Origin of the sequence: Marinoscillum luteum, assembly GCF_044005705.1 — a bacterium.
Lineage (GTDB): Bacteria > Bacteroidota > Bacteroidia > Cytophagales > Cyclobacteriaceae > Marinoscillum > Marinoscillum luteum.
Genome location: NZ_JBIPKE010000014.1, coordinates 326,308 through 348,225 on the forward strand (window position 1 = coordinate 326,308; position 21,918 = coordinate 348,225).

The 21,918-nt window shown below is 46.6% G+C and carries 23 protein-coding genes; 10 read left to right on the forward strand and 13 right to left on the reverse strand.

The genetic code is table 11. The annotated features are described in order from the left end of the window. Window positions 1–55: 55 nt before the first annotated feature. The 8 genes from ACHKAR_RS07410 to ACHKAR_RS07445 all read right to left on the reverse strand — a co-directional run bounded on the left by ACHKAR_RS07410 (window position 56) and on the right by ACHKAR_RS07445 (window position 8,136). On the reverse strand, window positions 56–1,315 hold the full coding sequence (locus ACHKAR_RS07410) for a DUF4374 domain-containing protein (RefSeq protein ID WP_395416816.1): 1,260 nt from the start codon (window positions 1,313–1,315) through the stop codon (window positions 56–58). 29 nt (window positions 1,316–1,344) lie between these two features. Beyond that, on the reverse strand, window positions 1,345–3,675 hold the full coding sequence (locus ACHKAR_RS07415) for a TonB-dependent receptor (RefSeq protein ID WP_395416817.1): 2,331 nt from the start codon (window positions 3,673–3,675) through the stop codon (window positions 1,345–1,347). 222 nt (window positions 3,676–3,897) lie between these two features. Beyond that, window positions 3,898–4,428, reverse strand: coding sequence for a ferritin (locus tag ACHKAR_RS07420; protein WP_159585358.1), 531 nt, complete (start codon window positions 4,426–4,428; stop codon window positions 3,898–3,900). A gap of 79 nt (window positions 4,429–4,507) precedes the next feature. Then, window positions 4,508–4,858 (reverse strand): hypothetical protein, encoded by a 351-nt coding sequence (locus ACHKAR_RS07425; protein ID WP_159585356.1) that lies wholly within the window; start codon window positions 4,856–4,858, stop codon window positions 4,508–4,510. A gap of 242 nt (window positions 4,859–5,100) precedes the next feature. Continuing rightward, complete coding sequence (locus tag ACHKAR_RS07430) at window positions 5,101–5,238, reverse strand: hypothetical protein (protein ID WP_395416818.1); 138 nt, start codon at window positions 5,236–5,238, stop codon at window positions 5,101–5,103. After that, complete coding sequence (feoB, locus tag ACHKAR_RS07435) at window positions 5,235–7,199, reverse strand: ferrous iron transport protein B (RefSeq protein ID WP_395416820.1); 1,965 nt, start codon at window positions 7,197–7,199, stop codon at window positions 5,235–5,237. Before feoB ends, ACHKAR_RS07430 begins: the two co-directional genes overlap by 4 nt. 1 nt (window position 7,200) lies before the next feature. Further along, entirely contained in the window at window positions 7,201–7,419 is a 219-nt protein-coding gene (locus ACHKAR_RS07440) for a FeoA family protein (RefSeq protein ID WP_159585352.1), read from the reverse strand. 75 nt (window positions 7,420–7,494) lie between these two features. Next, window positions 7,495–8,136: a LuxR C-terminal-related transcriptional regulator gene (locus ACHKAR_RS07445; protein ID WP_159585350.1), complete on the reverse strand. Its 642-nt coding sequence runs from the start codon at window positions 8,134–8,136 to the stop codon at window positions 7,495–7,497. A gap of 138 nt (window positions 8,137–8,274) precedes the next feature. Between ACHKAR_RS07445 and fumC the strand changes: the two genes are divergently transcribed. The 3 genes from fumC to map all read left to right on the forward strand — a co-directional run bounded on the left by fumC (window position 8,275) and on the right by map (window position 11,245). Continuing rightward, window positions 8,275–9,678, forward strand: coding sequence for a class II fumarate hydratase (gene fumC, locus ACHKAR_RS07450; RefSeq protein WP_159585561.1), 1,404 nt, complete (start codon window positions 8,275–8,277; stop codon window positions 9,676–9,678). A 76-nt stretch (window positions 9,679–9,754) separates the two neighbouring features. Beyond that, complete coding sequence (locus tag ACHKAR_RS07455) at window positions 9,755–10,357, forward strand: SPOR domain-containing protein (protein WP_159585348.1); 603 nt, start codon at window positions 9,755–9,757, stop codon at window positions 10,355–10,357. A 96-nt stretch (window positions 10,358–10,453) separates the two neighbouring features. Then, on the forward strand, window positions 10,454–11,245 hold the full coding sequence (gene map / locus ACHKAR_RS07460) for a type I methionyl aminopeptidase (RefSeq protein ID WP_159585346.1): 792 nt from the start codon (window positions 10,454–10,456) through the stop codon (window positions 11,243–11,245). 4 nt (window positions 11,246–11,249) lie between these two features. Here map and ACHKAR_RS07465 read toward each other — a convergent pair whose 3' ends face one another. After that, window positions 11,250–11,639 carry a VOC family protein gene (locus tag ACHKAR_RS07465; protein WP_395416823.1) on the reverse strand — a complete coding sequence of 130 codons (390 nt, stop codon included), beginning with the start codon at window positions 11,637–11,639 and terminating at the stop codon, window positions 11,250–11,252. 93 nt (window positions 11,640–11,732) lie between these two features. Here ACHKAR_RS07465 and ACHKAR_RS07470 point away from each other — a divergent pair, with 93 nt between their 5' ends. The 3 genes from ACHKAR_RS07470 (at window position 11,733) to ACHKAR_RS07480 (ending at window position 15,040) form a co-directional block, all read left to right on the forward strand. Beyond that, window positions 11,733–13,493, forward strand: coding sequence for a chloride channel protein (locus ACHKAR_RS07470; RefSeq protein ID WP_159585342.1), 1,761 nt, complete (start codon window positions 11,733–11,735; stop codon window positions 13,491–13,493). Between the two features lie 441 nt (window positions 13,494–13,934). Beyond that, window positions 13,935–14,402, forward strand: a complete 468-nt coding sequence (locus ACHKAR_RS07475; protein WP_395416825.1) for a TlpA family protein disulfide reductase — start codon at window positions 13,935–13,937, stop codon at window positions 14,400–14,402. An 8-nt stretch (window positions 14,403–14,410) separates the two neighbouring features. Next, window positions 14,411–15,040 carry a thioredoxin family protein gene (locus tag ACHKAR_RS07480; RefSeq protein ID WP_395416827.1) on the forward strand — a complete coding sequence of 210 codons (630 nt, stop codon included), beginning with the start codon at window positions 14,411–14,413 and terminating at the stop codon, window positions 15,038–15,040. Between the two features lie 43 nt (window positions 15,041–15,083). On the opposite strand, the gene ACHKAR_RS07485 is transcribed toward ACHKAR_RS07480, so the two are convergent. The 3 genes from ACHKAR_RS07485 to mazG form a co-directional block, all read right to left on the reverse strand. After that, window positions 15,084–15,530, reverse strand: coding sequence for an SRPBCC family protein (locus ACHKAR_RS07485; protein ID WP_395416829.1), 447 nt, complete (start codon window positions 15,528–15,530; stop codon window positions 15,084–15,086). A gap of 37 nt (window positions 15,531–15,567) precedes the next feature. Continuing rightward, window positions 15,568–15,987 carry a DUF1761 domain-containing protein gene (locus ACHKAR_RS07490; protein WP_395416831.1) on the reverse strand — a complete coding sequence of 140 codons (420 nt, stop codon included), beginning with the start codon at window positions 15,985–15,987 and terminating at the stop codon, window positions 15,568–15,570. A gap of 77 nt (window positions 15,988–16,064) precedes the next feature. After that, window positions 16,065–16,880, reverse strand: coding sequence for a nucleoside triphosphate pyrophosphohydrolase (gene mazG / locus ACHKAR_RS07495; RefSeq protein WP_159585332.1), 816 nt, complete (start codon window positions 16,878–16,880; stop codon window positions 16,065–16,067). A gap of 82 nt (window positions 16,881–16,962) precedes the next feature. Here mazG and ACHKAR_RS07500 point away from each other — a divergent pair, with 82 nt between their 5' ends. Both ACHKAR_RS07500 and glmM read left to right on the forward strand, forming a co-directional pair. Next, window positions 16,963–17,193, forward strand: coding sequence for a hypothetical protein (locus ACHKAR_RS07500; protein ID WP_159585330.1), 231 nt, complete (start codon window positions 16,963–16,965; stop codon window positions 17,191–17,193). Window positions 17,194–17,293: 100 nt separating this feature from the next. Further along, window positions 17,294–18,676 carry a phosphoglucosamine mutase gene (gene glmM, locus ACHKAR_RS07505; protein WP_395416834.1) on the forward strand — a complete coding sequence of 461 codons (1,383 nt, stop codon included), beginning with the start codon at window positions 17,294–17,296 and terminating at the stop codon, window positions 18,674–18,676. Here the strand turns inward: glmM and ACHKAR_RS07510 are convergent. Next, a complete protein-coding gene (locus tag ACHKAR_RS07510) occupies window positions 18,673–19,308 on the reverse strand; it encodes an NUDIX hydrolase (protein WP_395416835.1) in 636 nt (211 codons plus the stop codon). The genes glmM and ACHKAR_RS07510 overlap by 4 nt on opposite strands. A 50-nt stretch (window positions 19,309–19,358) precedes the next feature. Here ACHKAR_RS07510 and ACHKAR_RS07515 point away from each other — a divergent pair, with 50 nt between their 5' ends. Continuing rightward, a complete protein-coding gene (locus ACHKAR_RS07515; RefSeq protein ID WP_395416837.1) occupies window positions 19,359–20,501 on the forward strand; it encodes a cysteine desulfurase family protein in 1,143 nt (380 codons plus the stop codon). Further along, entirely contained in the window at window positions 20,494–21,918 is a 1,425-nt protein-coding gene (locus ACHKAR_RS07520; RefSeq protein WP_395416839.1) for an N-acetylmuramoyl-L-alanine amidase, read from the forward strand. Before ACHKAR_RS07515 ends, ACHKAR_RS07520 begins: the two co-directional genes overlap by 8 nt.

Genomic DNA, 21,918 nt, shown 5'->3' on the forward strand with positions numbered 1-21,918 from the left:
GATTTGAAAAAGGTATGAGCCCAGGGAATCTCCCATAGGCTCTTTTTTAGAATAATTAATTATGCTTGAAAATGCCCTGAAGCTCAATACCGTCTATTTCGGCACCACGTTCGGCGGTGGCTGTCTCCGGATCTATTCGGTAGACATAGGCTTTTCCGGTTTCATTTTGTCTGATGGACATGTATACTTTGCCGTCTTCCACCAGGTAAGGCGTCTGATACTGTCCTGCGTGCACCGGGATTTCTGACACCCTGGTCAAAGTCCTGGCTTCAAGGTCGATTACCGCGACTTCCATCACGTCAAAATTTCCAAATCCAGCCCACTGCACCTCCCGACCGGTATCACTCTCAGGGTCAGAAATTCTGGCCACAGCCTTCCCGCCACCAGCATACACTGCATTTTGTATTTTGTATCCATAATCCTCCTCCACATTAAAGAAATAATCCTGATCAAACTCCGTGGCACCAGCCTTGATTCTGAGCACTCCGGAGGGTTGACTCACATGTGTAAATCCTGCAAAATAAGACGAAGACGAGATGGTGTAAATGTCCCCACTCTCAGTGGTCACGAGAGACGGCTGGCCACCGTAGTAGCCAATTGGGCTCGTTCGGTCATCCTCAAAAGTTTTGATATACTCTAATCCCGGATAGGAATACACCGTCACGTAAGCCTTATCCACCAGCGGGGTCTCCCAGGAGGTTCCGTGTAGAGGATAGAAAGACACGTATAATTTGTCACCTGCCAGGTGAGTGCTGGTGGGCCAGGCGTTGAGCCGCACCTCTTCATCCAAAGAATCCACATAAAAGTAGGATTCGTAAATCGGGTGTTTCACGGTCTTCGTGATGGCCACATCCCCTGCGTCTACCACTTGCAACTGACAGTCATATGAACCCCCGCCCCAAGGAGCCCCAATGGCCAGAAACGAATCTCCCTCCAGGGGACCTACACAGTCTATTCTTTCAAATACAAACTTTGAGTTTAAATACAATTCCCCGGCATCCACCTTATACCCGATGCACTCATTGAGGGTGTAGCCAATCGAAAGATAGTTATCACCTACAGCAGTGTAGTATGACCAACCAGACTGCTCTATGCCCTGACCTTCTGAAGTGATCACTCCCGACATCAGGTCATCCACCGATACGATATAGTCTGCAGAGACATCTCCCTCTGTGGCCCGCAGGCCCACCACGTAGCCTGACCAACCTTCTTCACCCCCATCAGGATCAGGCTCATCATTTGGCTCGCAAGAGGTAGTCGAAAGGATAAAAAATGAGCTCAAAAGGGCCCACACACTTAGTTTGATATTCTTCATTGTTCTGTTTATTTATGTTTTTAAAATGATCAGTTGGATAGAAAATAGCTCAGCTTCAGGCTGAAAGATCGCCCGGGCTTTTGCATGGCGAAGTTGTCATACACTATGGTGTTGGTGATGTTGTTGCAGGCCAGTGAGGCACTGTATTTTCCTTCGTCGAATGCATAGGACAATGCCAGGTTGTGCGAAAGCTGCCGGGGAATGTCATACTTGTATTTTTTGGTCCCCTGACTTGGCCATTTCCAGTAAAACTGATCCACAAAAAGAGAGAGCCAGTTGATAGAAAGCCGACTATCTTCTAATCCCACATGGTGGAATTGAACCCCGGCCGTGATATTCCCAAAGAGGAAAGGCTGATTGGGCAGGTCGTCTTTAAAAAGGCGGTCACTTTCATCTGCATTGATGTTCTTTTGCTTGGTGACGTTGATCCCCAGGTTAAGCAGACGCCTATAAGTATATTGAATTCCTCCCTCTATGCTGGTGAGGTTGACTTTCGCCTGGTTGACATAGTTAGAGTTTCGAGGCTGTGAGGCGTCAAGTCTTATAAAATTGGACGCTTTACGGTAGAGGTAGTTTCCTTCAAACCGAATGGAGTGGTCTTTGAATACTTTGCTCACCAATATACCCGCGTTGTAGTTATTGCTTTGCTCGGGTTCCAGAGCAGTATTGGGAAGCACTGTCAGGCCATTTCCAAACATCTCTTCACCTTCTGGCAGTCGGTAGGTATTTTCATACGAAAGCTTCACCTGTGCCCAGGGCGTCACAAAATAGGTAGAGGCTACGCCATAGCCGTTGAGTAAGAACTGAATACTATATTCTTCAAACTCATCCGTGTCTTCATTCTCCACCTGGGTACTGGAGTGCATCATAAAAGCCTTGGTGAAAACGGACGTCTTCCATTGATCATCCATCAGGCTCAGGCTGTAAGAAAGCGCTGAGATGTTTTTGGTGATGGTATTTGGGGTGGTAAAGGGCACCTCACTGAGGTCACGCATCGGATCTTTACCTACCCTGGAAAATTGACTAAACGTGTGATTGACCGAAACCGAATGATTCTTGCCCAATTGGTAGCTCAGATTGGCCGTAGCCAGGTAGGACTCATCGTCATAGCTAAAGAGAGATTTGTTATAGGAGAATTCTCCGGCATTATTGATCCGGGTGCTGTAATCCCCATACCAGTTGTAGGTTCGTGAACTTGTGTCTGCCCGCACGGCTTTTCTCCGGTTGTACATGGCATATGCCCGCAGGTCCAGTCCCGTCACGAAAAGATCAGACTTTCTATACTTGAATGTAGGAATGAGTACCTGATCGGTGGTCATCACTTCCCCAAACACATCCTGCATGTTCAGGCCTGTTTGTACCTCCTTTTCATTGCCGGATGCGATCAATCCCACAAACAGTCGATCGGCAAATGGTTTATTGACCACCCCTAATTCCAACTGGGCCGTTTGTGATTGATAGGCATCATGAAAACGCCTCACATCCACCGTGTCCAGCTTTCCCGAACCATCGGATCTGGGCACTTCCACATCCCGCATCATATAGTTGTTGTCAGAGTAGTTCAAAAACAGATTGGCATTGAAAGAAAGGCCTGTGCGGGGTTCTGTATACCTGGCCAGTACTGATGCCCGGTGGGTATTGAATGACCCAATGGCGTAAGAGGCATTGAGATAATTTCGAACATTCTGGTCAGTGGTGACATTCACCGCTCCTCCCAAAGCGTCTGAACCGAGGTGTACTGGTACCACCCCTTTATATACCTCTATCCCGGTGATCATGTTGACAGGGATGTTATTCAGCGACAGAGATGAACCAAAGTTGTCCATAGGTATGCCGTCCAGAAAGAACTTCACCTGCTTGCCGGTAAAGCCATTGAGTGAAAAATCGAAACCGGAGCCCATTCCTCCCTGCTCGCGAATCCTCACACCCGATACTGTCCCAAGAATCTGATTGACATCCAGGTTTTGTACTTTCAGAGGTTTCACATCCACCACCGACACAGCAAAAGGCTGCTCTCGTGTTTCTGTATGCTCGGACTTACCGATGACCTGTACCGCACTAAGCTCCGTGGTACTTGACCTGAGTTTAATCTTCAATGTAGTGGTTGATCTGTCCACCTGCTGCTCCGTGGATTCGAATCCAATCCCTGAAAAAACCAGTATAGATTGGCCCATCAGTGGGAGCGAGAAAGAACCATAGAGGTCTGTAGATACACCTGATCCGGTTCCCTTGATGGTCACCGTTATTCCGGGTATCCCTTCACCTGCTTCATCGGTCACGATCCCCTGCACCTGATAAGACTGGGCGAGGACGGTGAAAGTGATTAAAACCTGTGCTATATAGAGTAAGAGTTTTTTCATTTACCTGATTATTTAGAATCATTCTAAACAACAACGCAAATGTGGCCCGATCAACGCTCTCTGTCAATCGCTAGTGATGAGGGTTTTTAGACTCATTAAAACTAGTTACGGCTCCTATGGGTAGTGATACCAGGTTTAGTGATACCTCCCTTAAAGTAGTGAAATAAAAAAAAGGAGAACCGTCACTGATTCTCCTTTTATTATCTTATTGATTATTCAATTTTATCCTTCAGCACTGTACTCGATGGTGAGCACCCGCTCCTCGATCATTCCCAGGGCAATCTTATCTTCACCCAAAACGTCAAAAAGCTCCAATGTTCTTCTGGCTACAAATTCCTCCTCGATTTGCTCCTGCACAAACCATCTTAGAAACTCTTCAGTAGCGATATCCCCTTCCTTTCTGCAGACGCGTACCATGTCGTGGATAGAATCCGTCACCGCTATTTCCATTTCCAAAGCTGTCTCAAACACAGACCTGAGGGAAGCAAACTCATGCTGAGACTCACCTACAGAGGGTGAAATAGCATCACATTCCATATCAGTCAGGTATCGAAAAAACTTCATCTGGTGTTTTCGCTCCTCGTCAGACTGCTTGAAAAAATGAGCCGCACAGTTGTCATAGCCACGGGTATCGCACCAGGCAGCCATGGCCAGGTAAGCAGCAGAAGACTGAGCTTCCATTTTAATTTGCTTATTGATGGTATTGACAATGTCCTCTTTCAATACCGAGTGTCTTCTCAGGATGTCTTTCATGGTCGCAAAAATTTAATTCGGGTGTAAAAGAACTACAAAAGCCCCCAATTACCATAAAGAAGGCTAATTTAAAATGAGTCTAAAGTGGTCTTCTCACCAGCTGTCTGTGGATTACGCTGTTCAGTTCCAGCATGGCAAATGCGCCTGCCAGCAGCTCCTTGAGCTCCAGTATGTTCTGAATAGTCAGCACAAAAAGACGATCGCAATGAGGCATGTGGAGTACTTCTACATCCTGGTTTTCACTCATTAGCATCGCCGGGAGGTCAATGGCCTGAAGCTTTCGTTTGAAGGTGATCAACTCACAGACCCGAAAAGAAAGTTCCTCCTGATGAAAGGCCAGCTGAAACCGCTCGGTCGCATCACTTTGACTCAGCGACCCATTTTCCGTTTCAAAAATCATCTCTTCCCTTCTCACCAAGACCTCACTCATATTTTGGGACACTTTTTACAGTGGCGACCTTTTTTCTTGTACTTCTTACAGCATTTTTTGAATACGCACTCTTCCCCCTCCATGAGGCTTTTGCCTTCAAAAGGATTGAAAAAATTGCTCTGCTGCTCGTTACTTTCTTGAATCATTATTTAGAATAATTCTTAATAGCAAAATTGGAGGTAAAAACCACAGCAATCAATAGCTATGGATAGTCAAATGAATCACTAGAAGTAGTGAGGAAATTAGCGTCGGGCGAGCTCCTTGGCAGCACACTTTTCACAGCCGGGGCTCTGCTTACCAGAGAAGTTCAGATAAAGCTTTCTGCCCAGCCAGAAGGCTGCAGCCAGAAAAAGCGCGATTACAAGGACTGTCTGTATCATTTCAGCAATTGATAAGTGATCAATGCAGCAACATAAGCCAACCCGGTCATGTACACTAATTGTATCAATGGATATTTCCAGTTTTTAGTTTCACGCAACACAATCGCCAGTGTACTCATGCATTGCATGGCAAAGGCGTAAAAGATCATCAGTGATAGTCCTGAAGCCAAAGTGTAAACCGGCCTACCTGTCAAACTATTTTTTTCAGACCGCATCCGCTCCAGGAGGGTTCGCTCCGTATCAAAGTTTTCGCCCACACTATAGATGGTGGCCATAGAGCCCACGAAGACTTCACGCGCAGCAAATGAGGTGATAAGCGCAATGCCAATCTGCCAGTTATATCCCAAAGGTCTGATCACAGGTTCAATGGCATGCCCCAAAATACCAATGTAGGAATTGGACAAACTCACCGAAGCTACCTGCTGCTCAAACTCCTCCTGGCTCACCTCGGAGGTGGGTTCGGGGATAGCAGCAACCGCCTTCTCTATCCGGTCTCCCGGCCCAAAGGAAGCCAACACCCAAAGGATAATGGAAATGCTAAAAATGACTTTGCCGGCATCAAATACGAAAAGTCTTACTTTTTCCCATAAGGTGATCACCAGATTATTCCATCTGGGCATTTTGTAAAGCGGCAACTCCATCACCAAAAAACTCTTCTCTTTGGTCTGGATGAAAAACTTAAAGATCAACGCAATGAGCAATGCCGCCACCAAACCTATGAGGTATAGACCAAGCAGTACAAGGCCTTTGAGATTAAAAGGTCCTATAAATGTATCCGGCACCACCAGAGCAATCAAGAGGGTATAAACCGGCAAGCGAGCAGAACAGCTCATCAGTGGCGTGACCATAATGGTGATCAGGCGCTCCTTCCAATTGTCAATAGTGCGGGTAGCCATAATGGCCGGAATGGCACATGCCACACCTGATATAAGCGGAACCACACTTCTTCCATTGAGCCCAAATGGACGCATGAATCTGTCCAGAATAAAAACCACCCGGCTCATATAGCCCGTTTCTTCCAGGATAAAAATGAACCCGAAAAGCAAGGTGATCTGCGGGATGAAAATCACCACACCGCCCAGCCCAGGAACGATTCCTTCGGCTATGAGATTCGTGAGAAGGCCATCCGGCAGGGTGTTTTTCACCCACTTGCTCATGGACAAAAAGAGCGTGTCTATAAGATCCATTGGCCACTCCGCCCAGGCGTAAATCGCCTGGAAAATCATTAATAGAATGCCAAGGAAAATCAAATAGCCAAAAACCGGATGCGTCAGTACACGATCCACTGCCCTATGGCGGTTAATGATCGATTTCCTGACAGGCTTTTGTTTCACAACAAACTTCAAAATCTGTGTAATCTTTCGGTAGCGCTTCTCTACCCTCGTTTTTTGTTCGGTGCTATCAGTGATCAGAAACTGTCCTTTGTCAAACTCTCCACCCAAAAATGGCTGAGACGCCTGGTGAGGCTTTTGACTGATGATTTCGTCTACCAATTCATTTATACCCACCCCTGTACGAGCCACTATCCGCACTATTTGTACTCCTCCCAATAACTCGCTGAGCTTTTCGGTATCTATCACCAACCCTTTCTTGTCCGCAATGTCGGTCATGTTCAGCGCCATGGTCACAGGCACACCCATGTCCAGCACCTGAGTAAAAAGCAGGAGGTTTCGCTCCAGGTTAGAAGCATCCACCACCACCACAATCCGGTCAGGATAATCCGCGTGCTGCTGATTGCCCAGGATATCGTATACCACCTGCTCATCCTGCGTCTTGGGATAGAGGCTGTAGATGCCCGGCAGGTCTATGATTTCGTGGGGAGTATGTGATCGCTTGAGGATGCCCGATTTCTTATCTACGGTTACCCCAGGGAAATTCCCGATCTTCTGATTGAGACCGGTGAGTTGATTAAAAACAGAAGTTTTACCTGAGTTGGGATTCCCAACCAATGCAATTTTCATCTTATTCCACCTCTACAAGTGATGCCTCGTCTATTCTTAGCGAGAGCGTGTAGCCATCCAGATCCACGGCGATTGGGCCTCCAAAAGGAGCCCTAAAAACTATCTGCACAGATTTACCCGGATACATCCCCATATCCATTAGCTTAGAGGTAAGCCCATTTTGAGTAAGGGCTTTGATGGTCACACTCTGGTTGGTTTTTAGGGTATCTAGTGTCAGCATATTATTTGGTTGCAAAATAACTGAGGTATTCCGGCTTTAGCAATAGCGATTTCTAGTGAAATGTCATGACTTATATCATACTTTGACCAGTCCACTTTCCATGGCATAGACGATAAGTTCCGTTGGTGATTTAAGGTTGAGTTTCTTGAGAATATTCTTTCTATGTGAATTGATCGTGTGAACACTCAGATGCAGCGTTTCAGCTATATCGGCCGTTCGGTATCCCTTGGTGATCAGGTTCAGCACCTCATATTCTCTGGGTGACAGCTCCGTGGGTTCACAATTATTCTCGCGAGCTCGCTTATCTTCCTCCACCAGCAAGTCCAGAATTCTGTTGCAGTAAAAGCGGGTGTTAAGCGCCACCGATTCAATGGCGTTTAAAATCTCCTGACGGCTGCAGTTCTTCGTCACTATCCCTTTGATCCCCAACTCCAGCAGGTCCTTGATCGCCTGACGGTTATCTTCGTTGGTAATGATCAATACATTGGTCGCCTGAGAATTGACTACTTGCTTCAATAAAGAAAGGAGCACCGGGTCCTGACTTTTATAGTCCATCAGGAGCACATCCGGATGGTGTGATAAGACGGCACCCAGCAGATTTTCGGGCTCTTCCACAGTACCCAATAGCTCAAACTCCTCCTTCTCTCCAATGAGGTGAATGAGTCCTGCTCTTGTTAGAAACTGAAAGTCAGAAATGAGAACTTTTGTGCTTTTCATCTATTTAGAATAATTCTAAACTACGCAAACCTACTACTAAAACGGCAAAGAGACAATTCAGTTCTATTTACGGGCAAACGTCAGCAAGTTTGTGTTAATTTTGTCTAAGTCATTTCATTGAAAACACATTCTCAAAACATGGAGATTCGCATAGAACACGACACAATGGGGGAGGTACAAGTCCCTGCTGACAAGTACTGGGGAGCCCAGACACAACGATCCAGAGAAAACTTCAAAATAGGAGGTGCTAACATGCTCATGCCTCTGGAGATCATTCAGGCCTTTGCCATCCTGAAAAAATCTGCTGCTCAAGCCAATCTGGAACTGGGTGTACTGCCCAAAGAGAAATCTGATTTGATCGGTAAAGTCTGTGATGAAATCCTCACAGGTCAGCTGGATGATCAGTTCCCTTTGGTCATTTGGCAGACCGGATCCGGCACACAGTCCAACATGAACTGTAACGAGGTGATCGCCAACCGGGCACACGTGCTGAACGGAGGCAAACTGAGTGACGAGAAGAAATTCATTCACCCCAATGATGATGTCAACAAAAGTCAATCATCCAATGATACCTTTCCTACGGCCATGCACATCGCTTCCTACAAAATAGTAGTGGAGCACACCGTACCACGGGTGAAAAAACTGAGAGACACCCTCAAGGCCAAGTCTGACGCATTCCAACATGTGGTGAAGATCGGGCGTACCCACTTTATGGATGCTACCCCGCTGAGCCTGGGTCAGGAATTCTCTGGCTATGTATCACAACTTGATCACAGCTTAAAGGCACTCAATAACACGCTGGAACACCTCAGTGAGTTGGCATTGGGAGGTACTGCTGTGGGCACAGGCCTCAACACGCCTGCAGGTTACGATGTGCTGGTAGCTCAAAAAATAGCACAGAATGCCGGGCTTCCATTTGTCACTGCCGAAAACAAATTTGAGGCGCTAGCCGCACATGACGCCATCGTAGAAACCCATGGCGCCCTAAAACAACTGGCCGTGAGCCTGATGAAAATCGGTAACGACATTCGTATGCTTTGCTCCGGACCCAGAAGTGGTATTGGTGAGATCACCATCCCCGAAAACGAGCCGGGCTCCTCTATCATGCCGGGTAAAGTCAACCCTACGCAGTGTGAAGCCCTCACCATGGTATGTGCTCAGGTGCTCGGAAATGATGTGGCGGTATCTGCCGGTGGCATCTACGGACAGTTTGAGTTGAATGTCTTTAAACCCATGATGGTTTACAATCTGCTCACTTCCGCGCGTCTTTTGGGTGATGCCTGCGAATCTTTCAATGACCATTGTGCCATAGGTATCGAACCAAATTATCCGGTGATTAAGGAAAAACTAGAAAATTCCCTTATGTTAGTCACGGCATTGAATACTCATATTGGCTATGAAAATGCCGCTAAAATTGCGAAAAAAGCACATAAAGAAGGTTCTACCCTTCGCGAAGCAGCGATTCAACTGGGTCTGCTCACCAGCGAGCAGTTCGATGAGTGGGTGAAACCCGAAGATATGATTGGTAGCTTGAAGTCGTAAAAATTTGCGTTTTTTTTAGTTATTTTAGTACTTTAGTACTAGTTATGTAATTAATTATGAATCAATAGATTAAAACATGAAAAGGATCGTCACATTATTACTCCTGGTATTTTTCGTAACTGTAGGTTTTAACGCCTCAGCTCAAATGTCGAAAAGCGAACAAAAAGAGTGGAAAAAGAGAATCAAAGCGCTGGAGCCAGAACAGTACAAAGTGCTTATAGAAGAAAATAAATCTCTTAAAAGTCAGACAGCCAGCCTGAAGAATGAGCTAGCTGGAGTAGATGACAAATTGGCTGACAAGGATGAGCAAATTTCATCTTATCAGGCTCAGGTGTCCAAACTCAGAGATGAGTTGGCTGAAGCCAACACGAGACCAGCCGTACCGGCCAATGCGGATCAGGGCGGAATCAACGAAAACGTTGGTGTGGTTTTCAAAGTACAGATCGGGGCATACGCCAAAAAAGATCTGGCCAAATTTGATCAGGCCAAAAACTTCTCTCAGGAGAAAGATGGTAACCTGAACAAATTCACCATCGGTGCATTCAGAGACTATTGGGAAGCTGATACTTTCAAAAAATACCTGCGTGAAATGGGTGTTAAAGACGCTTTCATCGTGTCTTTCAAAGATGGCAAAAGAGTTGACATCAAAGAAGTACTGGAAGGTGTGACAAAATCTTAATCCTATTTAAATAACTTTCATATAGCAAATCAAAAAAACCCTCACCTTTATCGGGAGGGTTTTTTTATTACTTTTGTGCTCCCATTTTCACGGTATATGATCCATTACAAGTCCAAAGAAGAGATAGAACTCATTCGGCAGAGTGCACTGATAGTGTCTAAAACGCTGGCACTTATGGCCGAGCACATTCGGCCCGGCATCACTCCACTGGAGTTGGACAAGATCGCAGAAGAGTACATCAGAGATTCAGGAGCCGTTCCAGGTTTTCTGGGCCTTTATGATTATCCCAATACCATTATTACTTCAGTCAATGAGCAAGTGGTGCATGGCATCCCTACCAACCGTCCTCTACAGGAAGGGGACATTGTGGGCATGGACATTGGCGCTCTGAAAAATGGCTATTATGGTGATCACGCCTATACGTTTGCTGTAGGTGAGGTTAGCGACGATATCAAACAACTCCTGAAAGTCACCAAAGAGAGCCTCTACCTGGGAATTGCCCAGACCGTGGCAGGTAACAGGATGGGTGACATAGGCTATGCCATTCAAAATTACACGGAGAGCTTTGGATATGGAGTGGTGCGTGAGCTGGTAGGGCATGGACTGGGTAAGAAAATGCACGAATCTCCGGAAGTGCCCAACTATGGCAAAAGAGGACATGGCTCCAAGATAAAGGAGGGTCTGGTGATCGCCATAGAACCTATGATCAACATGGGTACCCGGCGGGTTATTCAACTTTCCGACGGCTGGACCATCGTGACGGCAGACAAAATGCCTTCAGCGCACTTCGAACACAATGTAGCTGTGGTAGATGGAAAGCCCGAAATTCTCTCCACCTTCAAATATGTGGAAGAAGCACTCGAAAAAGTCAACGGCTTAGTCATCTAACCTCCTAATCCCACATCCCCGCCGGCACGATCTCCAACACGTGACCATCCGGGTCTTCAAAATAGAAAGAACGGACAGAAGGCCTCCATTCCTGCTCATGAGTAATGGTCACGCCCAAGTCTATTATGCTTTTTTTCACACCTTCATAATCCTTAGGTGCTACTTCAAAAGCAATGTGCTGCTTCCCATCAGCAAAGTGTGGTGGCAGCATGGTTTCATTTCTGGTAGCCTCAGGGTTGAAGCACAACAGCACCGAGGAGCCAAGCCTGAAAAAAACATGTCGTTGCTCCTGATGTGAAATGACTTTCAAGCCTAAAATCCCTTCATAAAAATGTCTGGTCTGGTCCAAATCACGAACATATAAGCAGGTCTCCTTTATTTGGGTAAAGTCCATGGTCTTTTTTACTTTGTATTAAAGTTATCCTGAATCTGAAAATTATACCTTTGTGGCAAGGTGCCAAACAAAAAAATAAAGTTTTCCGGCTTGATGATGACGTTTTTGGTCTGGCGACTGAAACACATCAGTGACAACAATTTTATCTTGATTGTTGCGAGCGTGATCGGTCTCACGGCAGGTCTGGCGGCGGTCACCCTCAAGAGTACAGTGCATTATGTACAGCAGCTTTTGCAGCAAAATATAGATGTCACCCGCATCAACTACCTATACATCGTCTACCCGGTCATAGGCATTCTTTTGACGGTACTCGTCCGTAAATTTGTGGTAAGAGATACGCCAGGTCATGGCATCACCCGTATTCTCCGGGCCATCTCCAAGAGCTCCAGCCGCATCCGTAAACGATACATGATGTCCAACATGCTGAAAAGCGCCATCACAGTGGGCTTCGGAGGCTCGGTGGGGTTGGAGGCTCCCATTGTAGTCACGGGCTCGGCCATCGGATCCAACTTCGGGCAGTTTGTCCACCTCGATTACAAGAAAAGAACCCTGCTCATAGGCTGCGGTGCTGCCGGTGCTATCTCTGCCATCTTTAATTCTCCCATCGCAGGAGTCATTTTTGCGATTGAGGTCATCTTGACGGAAGTTAAAATCAGCAAATTCATCCCGATCCTCATTGCCTCAGTAAGTGGACAACTGGTCTCCATCGTTTTACTGGGAGAAGACATCCTGTTCTCTTTTAAGCTGGTGGATACCTTTTCGGCCAGGGATACTCCCTGGTACATTTTGCTGGGAATTGCATCAGGCATGGCATCCCTATACTTTATCCGGATTACCTATCTGGTGGAAGGCGCTGTAGAGAACATCAGAAATCAATACGGCCGTGCCATCTTTGGCGGCCTGGCGCTTGCTTTGATCATTTTCGTGTTTCCGCCCATCTACGGCGAGGGCTATGAGTCCATCAAAAGCCTGCTGCAGGGCAATGAAGTTAAATTTCTGAGTGGCAGCTTTTTTTATGGCCTGGCCGATCAGGAGCTTATCGTTATAGGCATTCTGCTTCTCGTCATTCTGGCCAAACCCTTTGCCACAGCACTCACTCTGGGTTCAGGTGGTAGTGGGGGAGTATTCGCCCCTTCATTGTTTATGGGTGGTGTCACTGGGTTCCTGTTTTCAAGAGTGGTACAGTTCATCTTGCCAAGTAGCAATATCAGCGCCAGCAACTTCACCCTCGTAGGTATGTGTGGGGTCATGAGTGGGGTACTGCATGCTCCACTTACGGCCATATTCCTTATCGCAGAGATCACCAGTGGCTATATGCTCTTTGTCCCACTGATGCTGGTGTCGGCCATCAGCTTCACCACCATCTCCTACTTCGAAAAACACAGTATCTATACCAAAAACCTCATCGAAAAAGGTGACCTCATCCAGTACGACAGTGACTTGATAGTACTCAGCCTGATCGACCTCAAGAAAATCGTAGAGAAGGACTTGTTAACCATTCACCCAGATGCTAAGCTTCAGGAATTGGTAGGACTGGTCAAAAAGAGCAAGCGAAACATCTTCCCGGTGGTCAATGATCGGAACGAACTGGAGGGAATCGTGACCCTGGATCACATCCGGGAAATCATGTTTGACCCTGAAAAACAGGCCAATGTAGTAGTGAAAACCATCATGCAGAAGCCTCCGGCCTATCTCAACCCTCAGGAAAAAATGCAATCCGTGATGAATAAGTTTGAGCTCACACAGGCATGGAACCTACCCGTTATAGACAATGGAAAGTACCTGGGCTTTATCTCCAAATCAAGGATATTCAACGCTTATCGCAAAAAGCTCATTCGTCAGACCAAAGAGTAGTAAAAATTTCAACCGACTGAACATCAATACCTTAAGAATTTGCGTTAGTTATTGCTCTTCAGAAAAATTTTGAACTTATCCACAAATATTTCATTGAGGTACATCGGTATAAGTATCTGTTTTACAGGTGTTTATTGTCGTTTTTTTAGGGGTTGTGGATAAAGTGAATAAAATGTGCATAAATATCAAATCTCAAATTTCGATTACTGATCTCTTTTTGTTAAAGCCAGAGCCCAATCTTAGCTCAGGCCCCATCTGACCATTTATCGCGGCTCCTCCCCATTCCCGTATGCCCTTTTGGCTGTCACCCAATCCATTCTGGTCATTTAAAAAAATGACCTCAAACGTGTTCATATTTGTACTACATCATCTATTGGAAAAGTGCAATTAAGACACCATTGATTAAACAAAATTGTTGGATTCACGTATGCGTACCATAGAATGAAAAAAATCCTAATTCTATTTTGCACCCTTTTCATAGGCGCAGCGTCGGCCCAGGAAATACGCACTATTAAGCTTCCCGAACTCGAGCAACTCATCAACACAAATACTGGTAGCCTGAAGGTGTTCAACTTTTGGGCTTCGTGGTGTGGTCCTTGTGTGAAAGAACTTGGCTACTTCAATGCTTTGGGTACCCAGGGCGATACCCAGGTCATTTTGGTAAGCCTTGACTTCCCGGAGGACATAGAAAAAGCCAGGAGAATTTTAGAGAAAAAGGAGGTCGGCCTCTCTACCTACCTTTTGGACGAAAAAGATTACGACAAATACATTACCTCTATAGACAATAGCTGGAGTGGTGCCATTCCGGCAACATTGTTTATAGATAAAAAAGGAAATAGATATTTTTACGAGAGCAGCTTCGAAAAGCAAGAGCTGGATAATGTAGTGAATAAATTAACTTCAAAATGACTGAAAATATGAAAAGGACATTCTTATTAGTGACTGGTTTGCTGGTTACTGTGGCTGTTTTATTCGTGAGTGCCACCGACACACCGGAAGATGGCTATGGAGTTGGGGACTACGCCTCGGACTTTAAACTCAAGAATGTGGATGGTGCCATGGTTTCGCTGGCAGATTACAAATCCGCAAAAGGATTCGTTGTAGTTTTCACCTGCAACACCTGTCCCTACGCAAGACTCTACGAGCAAAGAATAATGCAGCTGGATCAGAAGTATGCGCCCAAAGGCTTTCCGGTGATCGCTATCAACCCTAATGATGTTAGCAAGCAACCGGAAGACTCCATGGAGGAGATGATGGCTAGATCAAAAGAAAAGGGATATTCTTTCCCTTATTTGAGGGATGACAGCCAGGCAGTTGCATCCGCATTTGGCGCGTCCAAAACACCACACGTCTATGTGCTCAATAAAGAGGCGGACGGCAAGTTCAAGGTAGAATACATTGGAGCCATTGATGATAGCCCCAGAGAAGCATCCGATGTGAAGCAAAAATATGTGGAGGCCGCCATTGATGCCCTTTTAGCTGGTAAGAAACCCGCTATTACCACACAGCGAGCGATCGGATGTACCATTAAATGGAAAGACGCTTAAAATATATTGATCAACACTGAGCAAAAAGCCCTCCTGAAAGTTTTCAGGCGGGCTTTTTGTTAAACCACCGCTTATAAATGGGTTTTCTATACAGAAACTGAACCCAAAGGATCGGATAAAGTAACAGGTCAGATACGAGTGAGCCAGTTGTAAATCGAATAGCATCCACAATTTCGGCACCTTCACCCACCTGCTTGACGGAATGCCGATGCTTCCATGTTTTTAGGAAGAAAGGCAGCTTTCTGCCGATATCTACAAAATTCCAGCTGCCTGCCTCCTCAGAAACCTCGGTAATCTCACTGATCCACTGCTGCCTGAAAAGAAGGAAATTCAACTCAAGGGTCACCCAATCGCCTTTCTCACACCCGTCAAACCTCAGTAGTTTTACAGGAGGAAACGGCGGGTTCAAGGACAAAAAGAGCTGCTCTGTGAAGCCAGACTTCACCACCTGGCAGGAAGCCTGCACCCGGGTACTAACAAGTATGCGCATGAGGTAAAAACCCTGCGCCTGCCATTAAGTTTTGAAATTATTTGGTCTTGGTCCAGGCACCCAGTATCATACCCGACACTGCCCATCCTACAGCCTGAAAACCTCCCTCAAGCCACGCCAATGCATACGGATCGCCCGAGAACATGCCTCCAGACATCCCTGGTAGTAAATTGAAGGCAAAGCCAATGAGGAATCCGTGAATAGCTCCGGCTACCAGGGACCGTACATTCATCTTCACAAAAAACCAGGCCATTAAACACACAGGAACCACACTGGAGATCACGTTGGTGATCCACACGCCAGCACCAGGAGGGTTGGCCTGAGCATCTTCCATGGTAAGTCCTACCATACTCATCCAGGACTCGCCAAACAGCGGACCGTACCACAAAAATCCAAGTACGAACATCCAGATGACGGAAACGAGTACTGCGAGATGATTGATTTTAAGTTCATTCATAGTTGAAAAAATTTAGGTTAATGAGCAATGAAAATAATCAAAAACAGGGAGAGCTCCCAAATTGCCTCGCTTTAAACTTATAGTTCCTTGGCGCGGTTCCAGTAGGCATCCATTTCATCCAGCGTCATTTCACTCAAGGTTTTGCCGTCTTTTCCTGATTCAGACTCCAGATAATTGAACCGCTTAATAAACTTCTTATTCGTTCGCTCCAAGGCCTCCTCAGGATTAATGTCTATGAACCGCGAATAATTGATCAGAGAAAACAGCAAATCACCAAATTCGTTTTGAGCCCGCTCACGATTGATCTTTTGTTCATCAGCAATGTTAAATTCCTCCTTGAACTCCTGCATTTCCTCTTCTACCTTTTCCCATACCTGTTCTTTCTTGTCCCAGTCAAACCCTGCGCCCCGTGCCTTTTCCTGAATCCTCATGGCTTTCACCATGGCAGGCAGTGATGGAGGTACTCCTCCCAAAACAGACTTATTCCCTTTCTCCTTGAGTTTGATCTTCTCCCAGTTTTCCTTCACGGCCTGCTCATCTTTTGCCTCCACATCACCATAGATGTGCGGATGTCGATGAACCAGTTTGTCACAGATCCCATTGAGCACATCGGTGATGTCAAAGGCCTCTTTTTCTGCACCAATTTTAGCGTAGAACACCATATGAAGCATCAGGTCACCCAGTTCCTTTTTCACCTCCTCCAGATCATTCTCCAAAATGGCATCACCCAACTCATAAGTCTCCTCAATGGTGAGGTGGCGAAGGGTCTCCATGGTTTGCTTCTTATCCCAGGGGCAGTTTTCGCGCAGCTCGTCCATAATGGTAAGCAAGCGGTCAAAGGCTACGAGTTTTTCGGCCCGTCTGGGGTCTGGTTTTGACAATTGTCTGGACATGTGGAAATCTTTAAGGAACTAAGCGTGTTGTAGACAAACAAGATTACAAATATTCTTTAATTTTGCATCAAATTGTAACCTCATGGCTACCGTATTACTTGGAATTGGATTTATCGCAATATTCTTCATCTTGATGTCAGTAAGACTGATATTCAAAAAAAATGGCGAGTTCAAAGGAACCTGTGCCTCCCAGAGCCCTTTTTTGAATAAAGAAGGTGCCACCTGTGGCTACTGCGGCAAAACGATGAGTGGGGATGAGAACTGTGGAAACCCGGACTCTGAGGTCAACAAACTCATGGCTAAATTCAACTAAACTGCACCGAATTTCCATTTGACTATTTTTATTTAATCACATGTCTAACCGACAGCAAAGTCTGCTTTTCTAACTTTGTACTGTCACCAAAAGAATCATATTGTCACTAATTAAATCAATTGCCGGGCTGCGAGGCACGGTAGGCGGAAAAGTGGGCGAAACGCTTACTCCAATAGATGTTGCCAAGTTCACAGCCGGCTTTGGGATGTGGATCAAAGAAACACACGATCAGCCCAAAGTGGTGATCGGAAGAGATGCGAGACCTTCGGGAGTGATCTTCACGGCCATCGTAGAGAATACCCTACGTGCACAGGGTATAGATGTGATAGACCTGGGGCTTTCCACTACCCCCACAGTAGAAATGGCTGTGGTCAATGAAAAAGCTCAGGGTGGCATCATTCTCACCGCCAGCCACAACCCGTCCGGGTGGAATGCACTGAAGCTCCTCAACGAAAACGGGGAGTTCATCACTGCTGCTGATGGCCAAAAAGTGCTGGCATGGGCCGATTCACCGGACCTGCTTTTTATGGACCCAAAGAAATTTGGTGCCGTAGAGACCAAAGACGACTACATCGACTGGCACATCGAGCAGATTTTAAAACTTGACCTGGTCAATGTTGAAGCCATTCGCGAAAAAGGATTCAAAGTAGTGGTAGACGGGGTGAATAGCACCGGAGGCATTGCGGTACCTAAGCTCCTCCGCAAGCTGGGAGTAGAGGTAACAGAACTCTTCTGCGAGCCCAATGGCATCTTTCCACACAACCCCGAGCCACTTCCGGAAAACATCACACAAATCTGCAATGAAATCACCAGTGGTGATTTTGACCTTGGTTTTGTGGTGGATCCAGACGTAGACAGACTGGTCATGGTTTGCGAAGATGGGGTTCCCTTTGGTGAAGAATATACGCTCGTGTCCATTGCGGATTATGTGCTGGGTAAGAAAAGCGGAAATACGGTTTCAAACCTCTCTTCCACCCGGGCCCTGCAGGATGTGACGGAAAAACATGGAAACACCTACAAAGCCGCAGCAGTGGGAGAGGTAAATGTGGTCACCGCCATGAAAGAAACTAACGCTGTAATAGGTGGAGAAGGAAATGGTGGCGTCATCTTGCCCGAGTTGCACTATGGTCGCGACGCCCTGGTAGGGATCGCTTTGTTTCTCTCACACCTTGCTGAGTTTGGCAAAAGCACCTCCATGCTAAGGGCTACTTATCCAAGCTATCACATCTCCAAAAATAAGATTGAGCTGGATGCCAATTTGGATTTGGACAGTGTGTTGGAGAACCTCCAACTGAAGTATGCCAAAAACAAGTTTTCGACCATTGATGGCCTGAAAATAGAGTTTGACAATGAGTGGGTACACCTGAGAAAATCCAATACCGAACCCATAATCCGGATTTACGCTGAGTCTGATAGCCAATCAACGGCCGATCACCTGGCGCAAAAACTCATGATGGACATTAAAGAGTTGATTTCGGCTTAGTCGAAATCAACTCCTCCAGAGAGGGCCAGCTCATAAAGCTTTTGAATCTGAACGGATGTATTTCGCATCAGCGATAGCTCCGGTAGTTGATCGATGGGAAAATACGCTGCGCCCGTGGTTTCATGGCCCGGATTGAGTGCTCCGCCCTCCTCTATACAAAGAAAATTGAGTTTGTAAACGCTGTGTACATCGGCCGGATGATCATGCTTCCGCTTATCCCACACGGCCAGCAAGCGCTCAGGCCTTACTCTGAGACCAGACTCCTCCCATACTTCCTTCACGATATTCTCTGACGGTGAGTAGCCATTGTCTGCCCACCCCCCGGGCATGGCCCATTTTCCGTCGGTTTTTTCACGGATCAATAATATTTTTCCTTCCTTCAAAATCACCCCACGCACATCCACTTTTGGAGTGGGGTAATCGTCCAGGTTTTCAAACTGAGCAACGATGCGCTCAATCTCCACACCCACAAGCGTACTCAGTAAATTGTTGGTGCTTTCCTTCAGCTCCTCATAACGCTCACGGTCATAAGCATCTTCCGCATAAGTCAAACCTGTTTTGGCCAATGACTGCACCCTTTTCAAATATTCCAGTACCTGCTTATTCATGTCCATAGATGTTGTCGGTCTCATGCATAATATGCTTAATTTTGTGCTTTGCATAGTTAACACACGTCCCCGAAATGAAAAAAGTATATTTTGATAATGCGGCTACCACCCCTCTTGACGAGGCTGTATTTGAAGAAATGAAGCCATATATGCTGGAGTATTACGGCAATCCGTCCTCTATCCACTGGCATGGACGGCAGGTGAGATCCGCCATAGAGAAATCCAGAAAAAAAGTGGCTGACCTCCTCAACACCTCTCCGTCAGAAATCTTTTTCACTTCGGGCGGTACCGAGGCTGACAATACGGCCATTCGCTGTACCATAGAAGATTATGGGGTAAAAAACATCATCACCACCCCGTTGGAGCATCATGCCGTACTGCACACCGTAGAAATGCTCGCCAAAAAAGGCAATGTCAATCTGCACCTGTTGGATGTGGATGAGAAAGGTCAAATAAGCCTCGATCAAATAGAGCAGCTCCTCAAAAAAGACCCGAACACCCTCATCACGCTGATGCACGCTAATAATGAAATTGGTACGATGAATGACATCCATGCCATCGCTGAAATGAGCAAGGCCTATGGGTCAGTTTTTCATACAGACACTGTGCAGTCCATGGCGCACTTCCGTCACGACCTGCAGGAGTTGAAAGCCAATTTTGTAGTGGGCTCAGCACATAAATTTCATGGACCTAAAGGCGTGGGGTTCCTTTATGTCAATCATGAAAAAAGAATACAACCCTTTATTCATGGAGGAGCCCAGGAACGCAACATGCGCGGAGGCACAGAAAACGTCTATGGAATCATTGGCCTGGCCAAGGCACTGGAGTTGGCCTACGCTCATATGGATGACCATAAGAAGCAAATAGAATCGGTGAAGTCTTACATGATAGAGCAGCTCAAACTGCACATAGAAGGCGTATCATTCAATGGCACCTCTGACGATTTGGAAAACAGCTTGTATACTGTACTGAGTGTGAGCCTGCCGCCAAGTGAAGACAATGACATGCTGCTTTTCAACCTGGACATCAACGGAATTTCTGCCTCGGGAGGAAGTGCCTGTAGCAGTGGTTCCAACATTGGCTCGCACGTACTCACAGCCATCGGATCCGATCCGCAACGAGGAGCTATCCGGTTTTCATTCAGTAGGTTCAATACCAAAGCAGACGTAGATTACGTTATAGGTAAACTGAACGAAATCCTCACTGTCAGTGCATAGAAAACACGCGATACTCTTACTCATTTTCTTTCAATACTTCTCTCTTCTGGCCCAGAAGCAACCTCCCTCACAGAGGCTTGGCGCTTTCAGGTATACCCAAGAAGACAGAAAGATATTGTCTGGCCAACCCACCACTGCTCTCGTGCTGAAAAGCCCCCATTTTCAGGGACAATCAGTGAAAATAGAGGTGAATGGTACAGCGATGGCTATACCACTGGATCCGGATGCCCCGGCGTATACCTACTTTCTTTCATTGCCCGAACCGATTGAGGTAACCAACGTGGATGCTGACCCTGATTGGTCTGTTTTCCTGATCAATAGTGGCAATGCTCCGGCCACATCCAGTGGAAAATTGAGAGCTGATCAGGAAGAATGTGATTTTAGTGTGGACCCCATCCTGCAGGAAGAATGGCGCAATGGCCTGGATGCCCCGAGCTACAGTCGCTCCTTCACAGACGTGGAGCACGTAATTATTCATCATGCGGCAGGCTCCAATACCAACACCAACTACACTCAGGTGGTGCGTGATATCTACATCTATCATACCGAGGTGAATGGCTGGTCGGATATCGGATACAATTATCTCGTTGCTCAAAATGGGGCGCTTTACGCCGGTCGCGACCCTGCCGGTGGTGAACAGGATAACGTACTGGGTGCACACTTCTGTGGTAGCAATAGCCAAACCATGGGTATTTGTCTATTGGGAAATTATGAAACCGCTCTCCCTACTGATGCGACGTGGGCAACATTACAGCAACTGGCCGCATTCAAACTTCAAAAAGAAAACCTGGATGCCCTCGGGTCCAGCGCACATCCGCTGGGGCAAGTCGGAAACATCGGCGGCCACCGCGATGGGTGCAGTACCCTTTGCCCTGGAGGAAATGTATACGACCAACTCTCAGCGCTACGCTCGGAAGTAGATGGACTGCTCTCCAGTTGTGAGGTCGCCCTGGATTTTGAGCTCTCTGAGCTCACGCTGGAGGCCGGTGAATCTCTGACTGTTTCCAACACCAGCCACGGTTATGACCACTATACATGGTTGTTTGAAGGGGGCAATCCATCTACTGCAGACTGGCCAAATGGTGGGGAAGTACAATATAACTACGGAGGTATTTTTGATATCACCCTCATCGGTCACCAGGGTGCATCAGCGGATACACTGAGCTTTCAGGACGCCATCAGGGTGCTAGCCGAGCCACGCATATTCCCCAACCCCGCCAAGTCAATGACCACTCTGAATGTGGCCACAGATGGGAGTATCATGGCCCTTGAAATTATAGGTATTCAGGGCAAAACACATTTTGCCACCAATGAAGTTGAAGGTGGCATTACCTTGCCTTATCTAACCTCGGGGGTGTATGTCGTAAGGATTCACACCGATGGGCGCTGGGTTTCCCAAATGCTACTGATTCAGTAG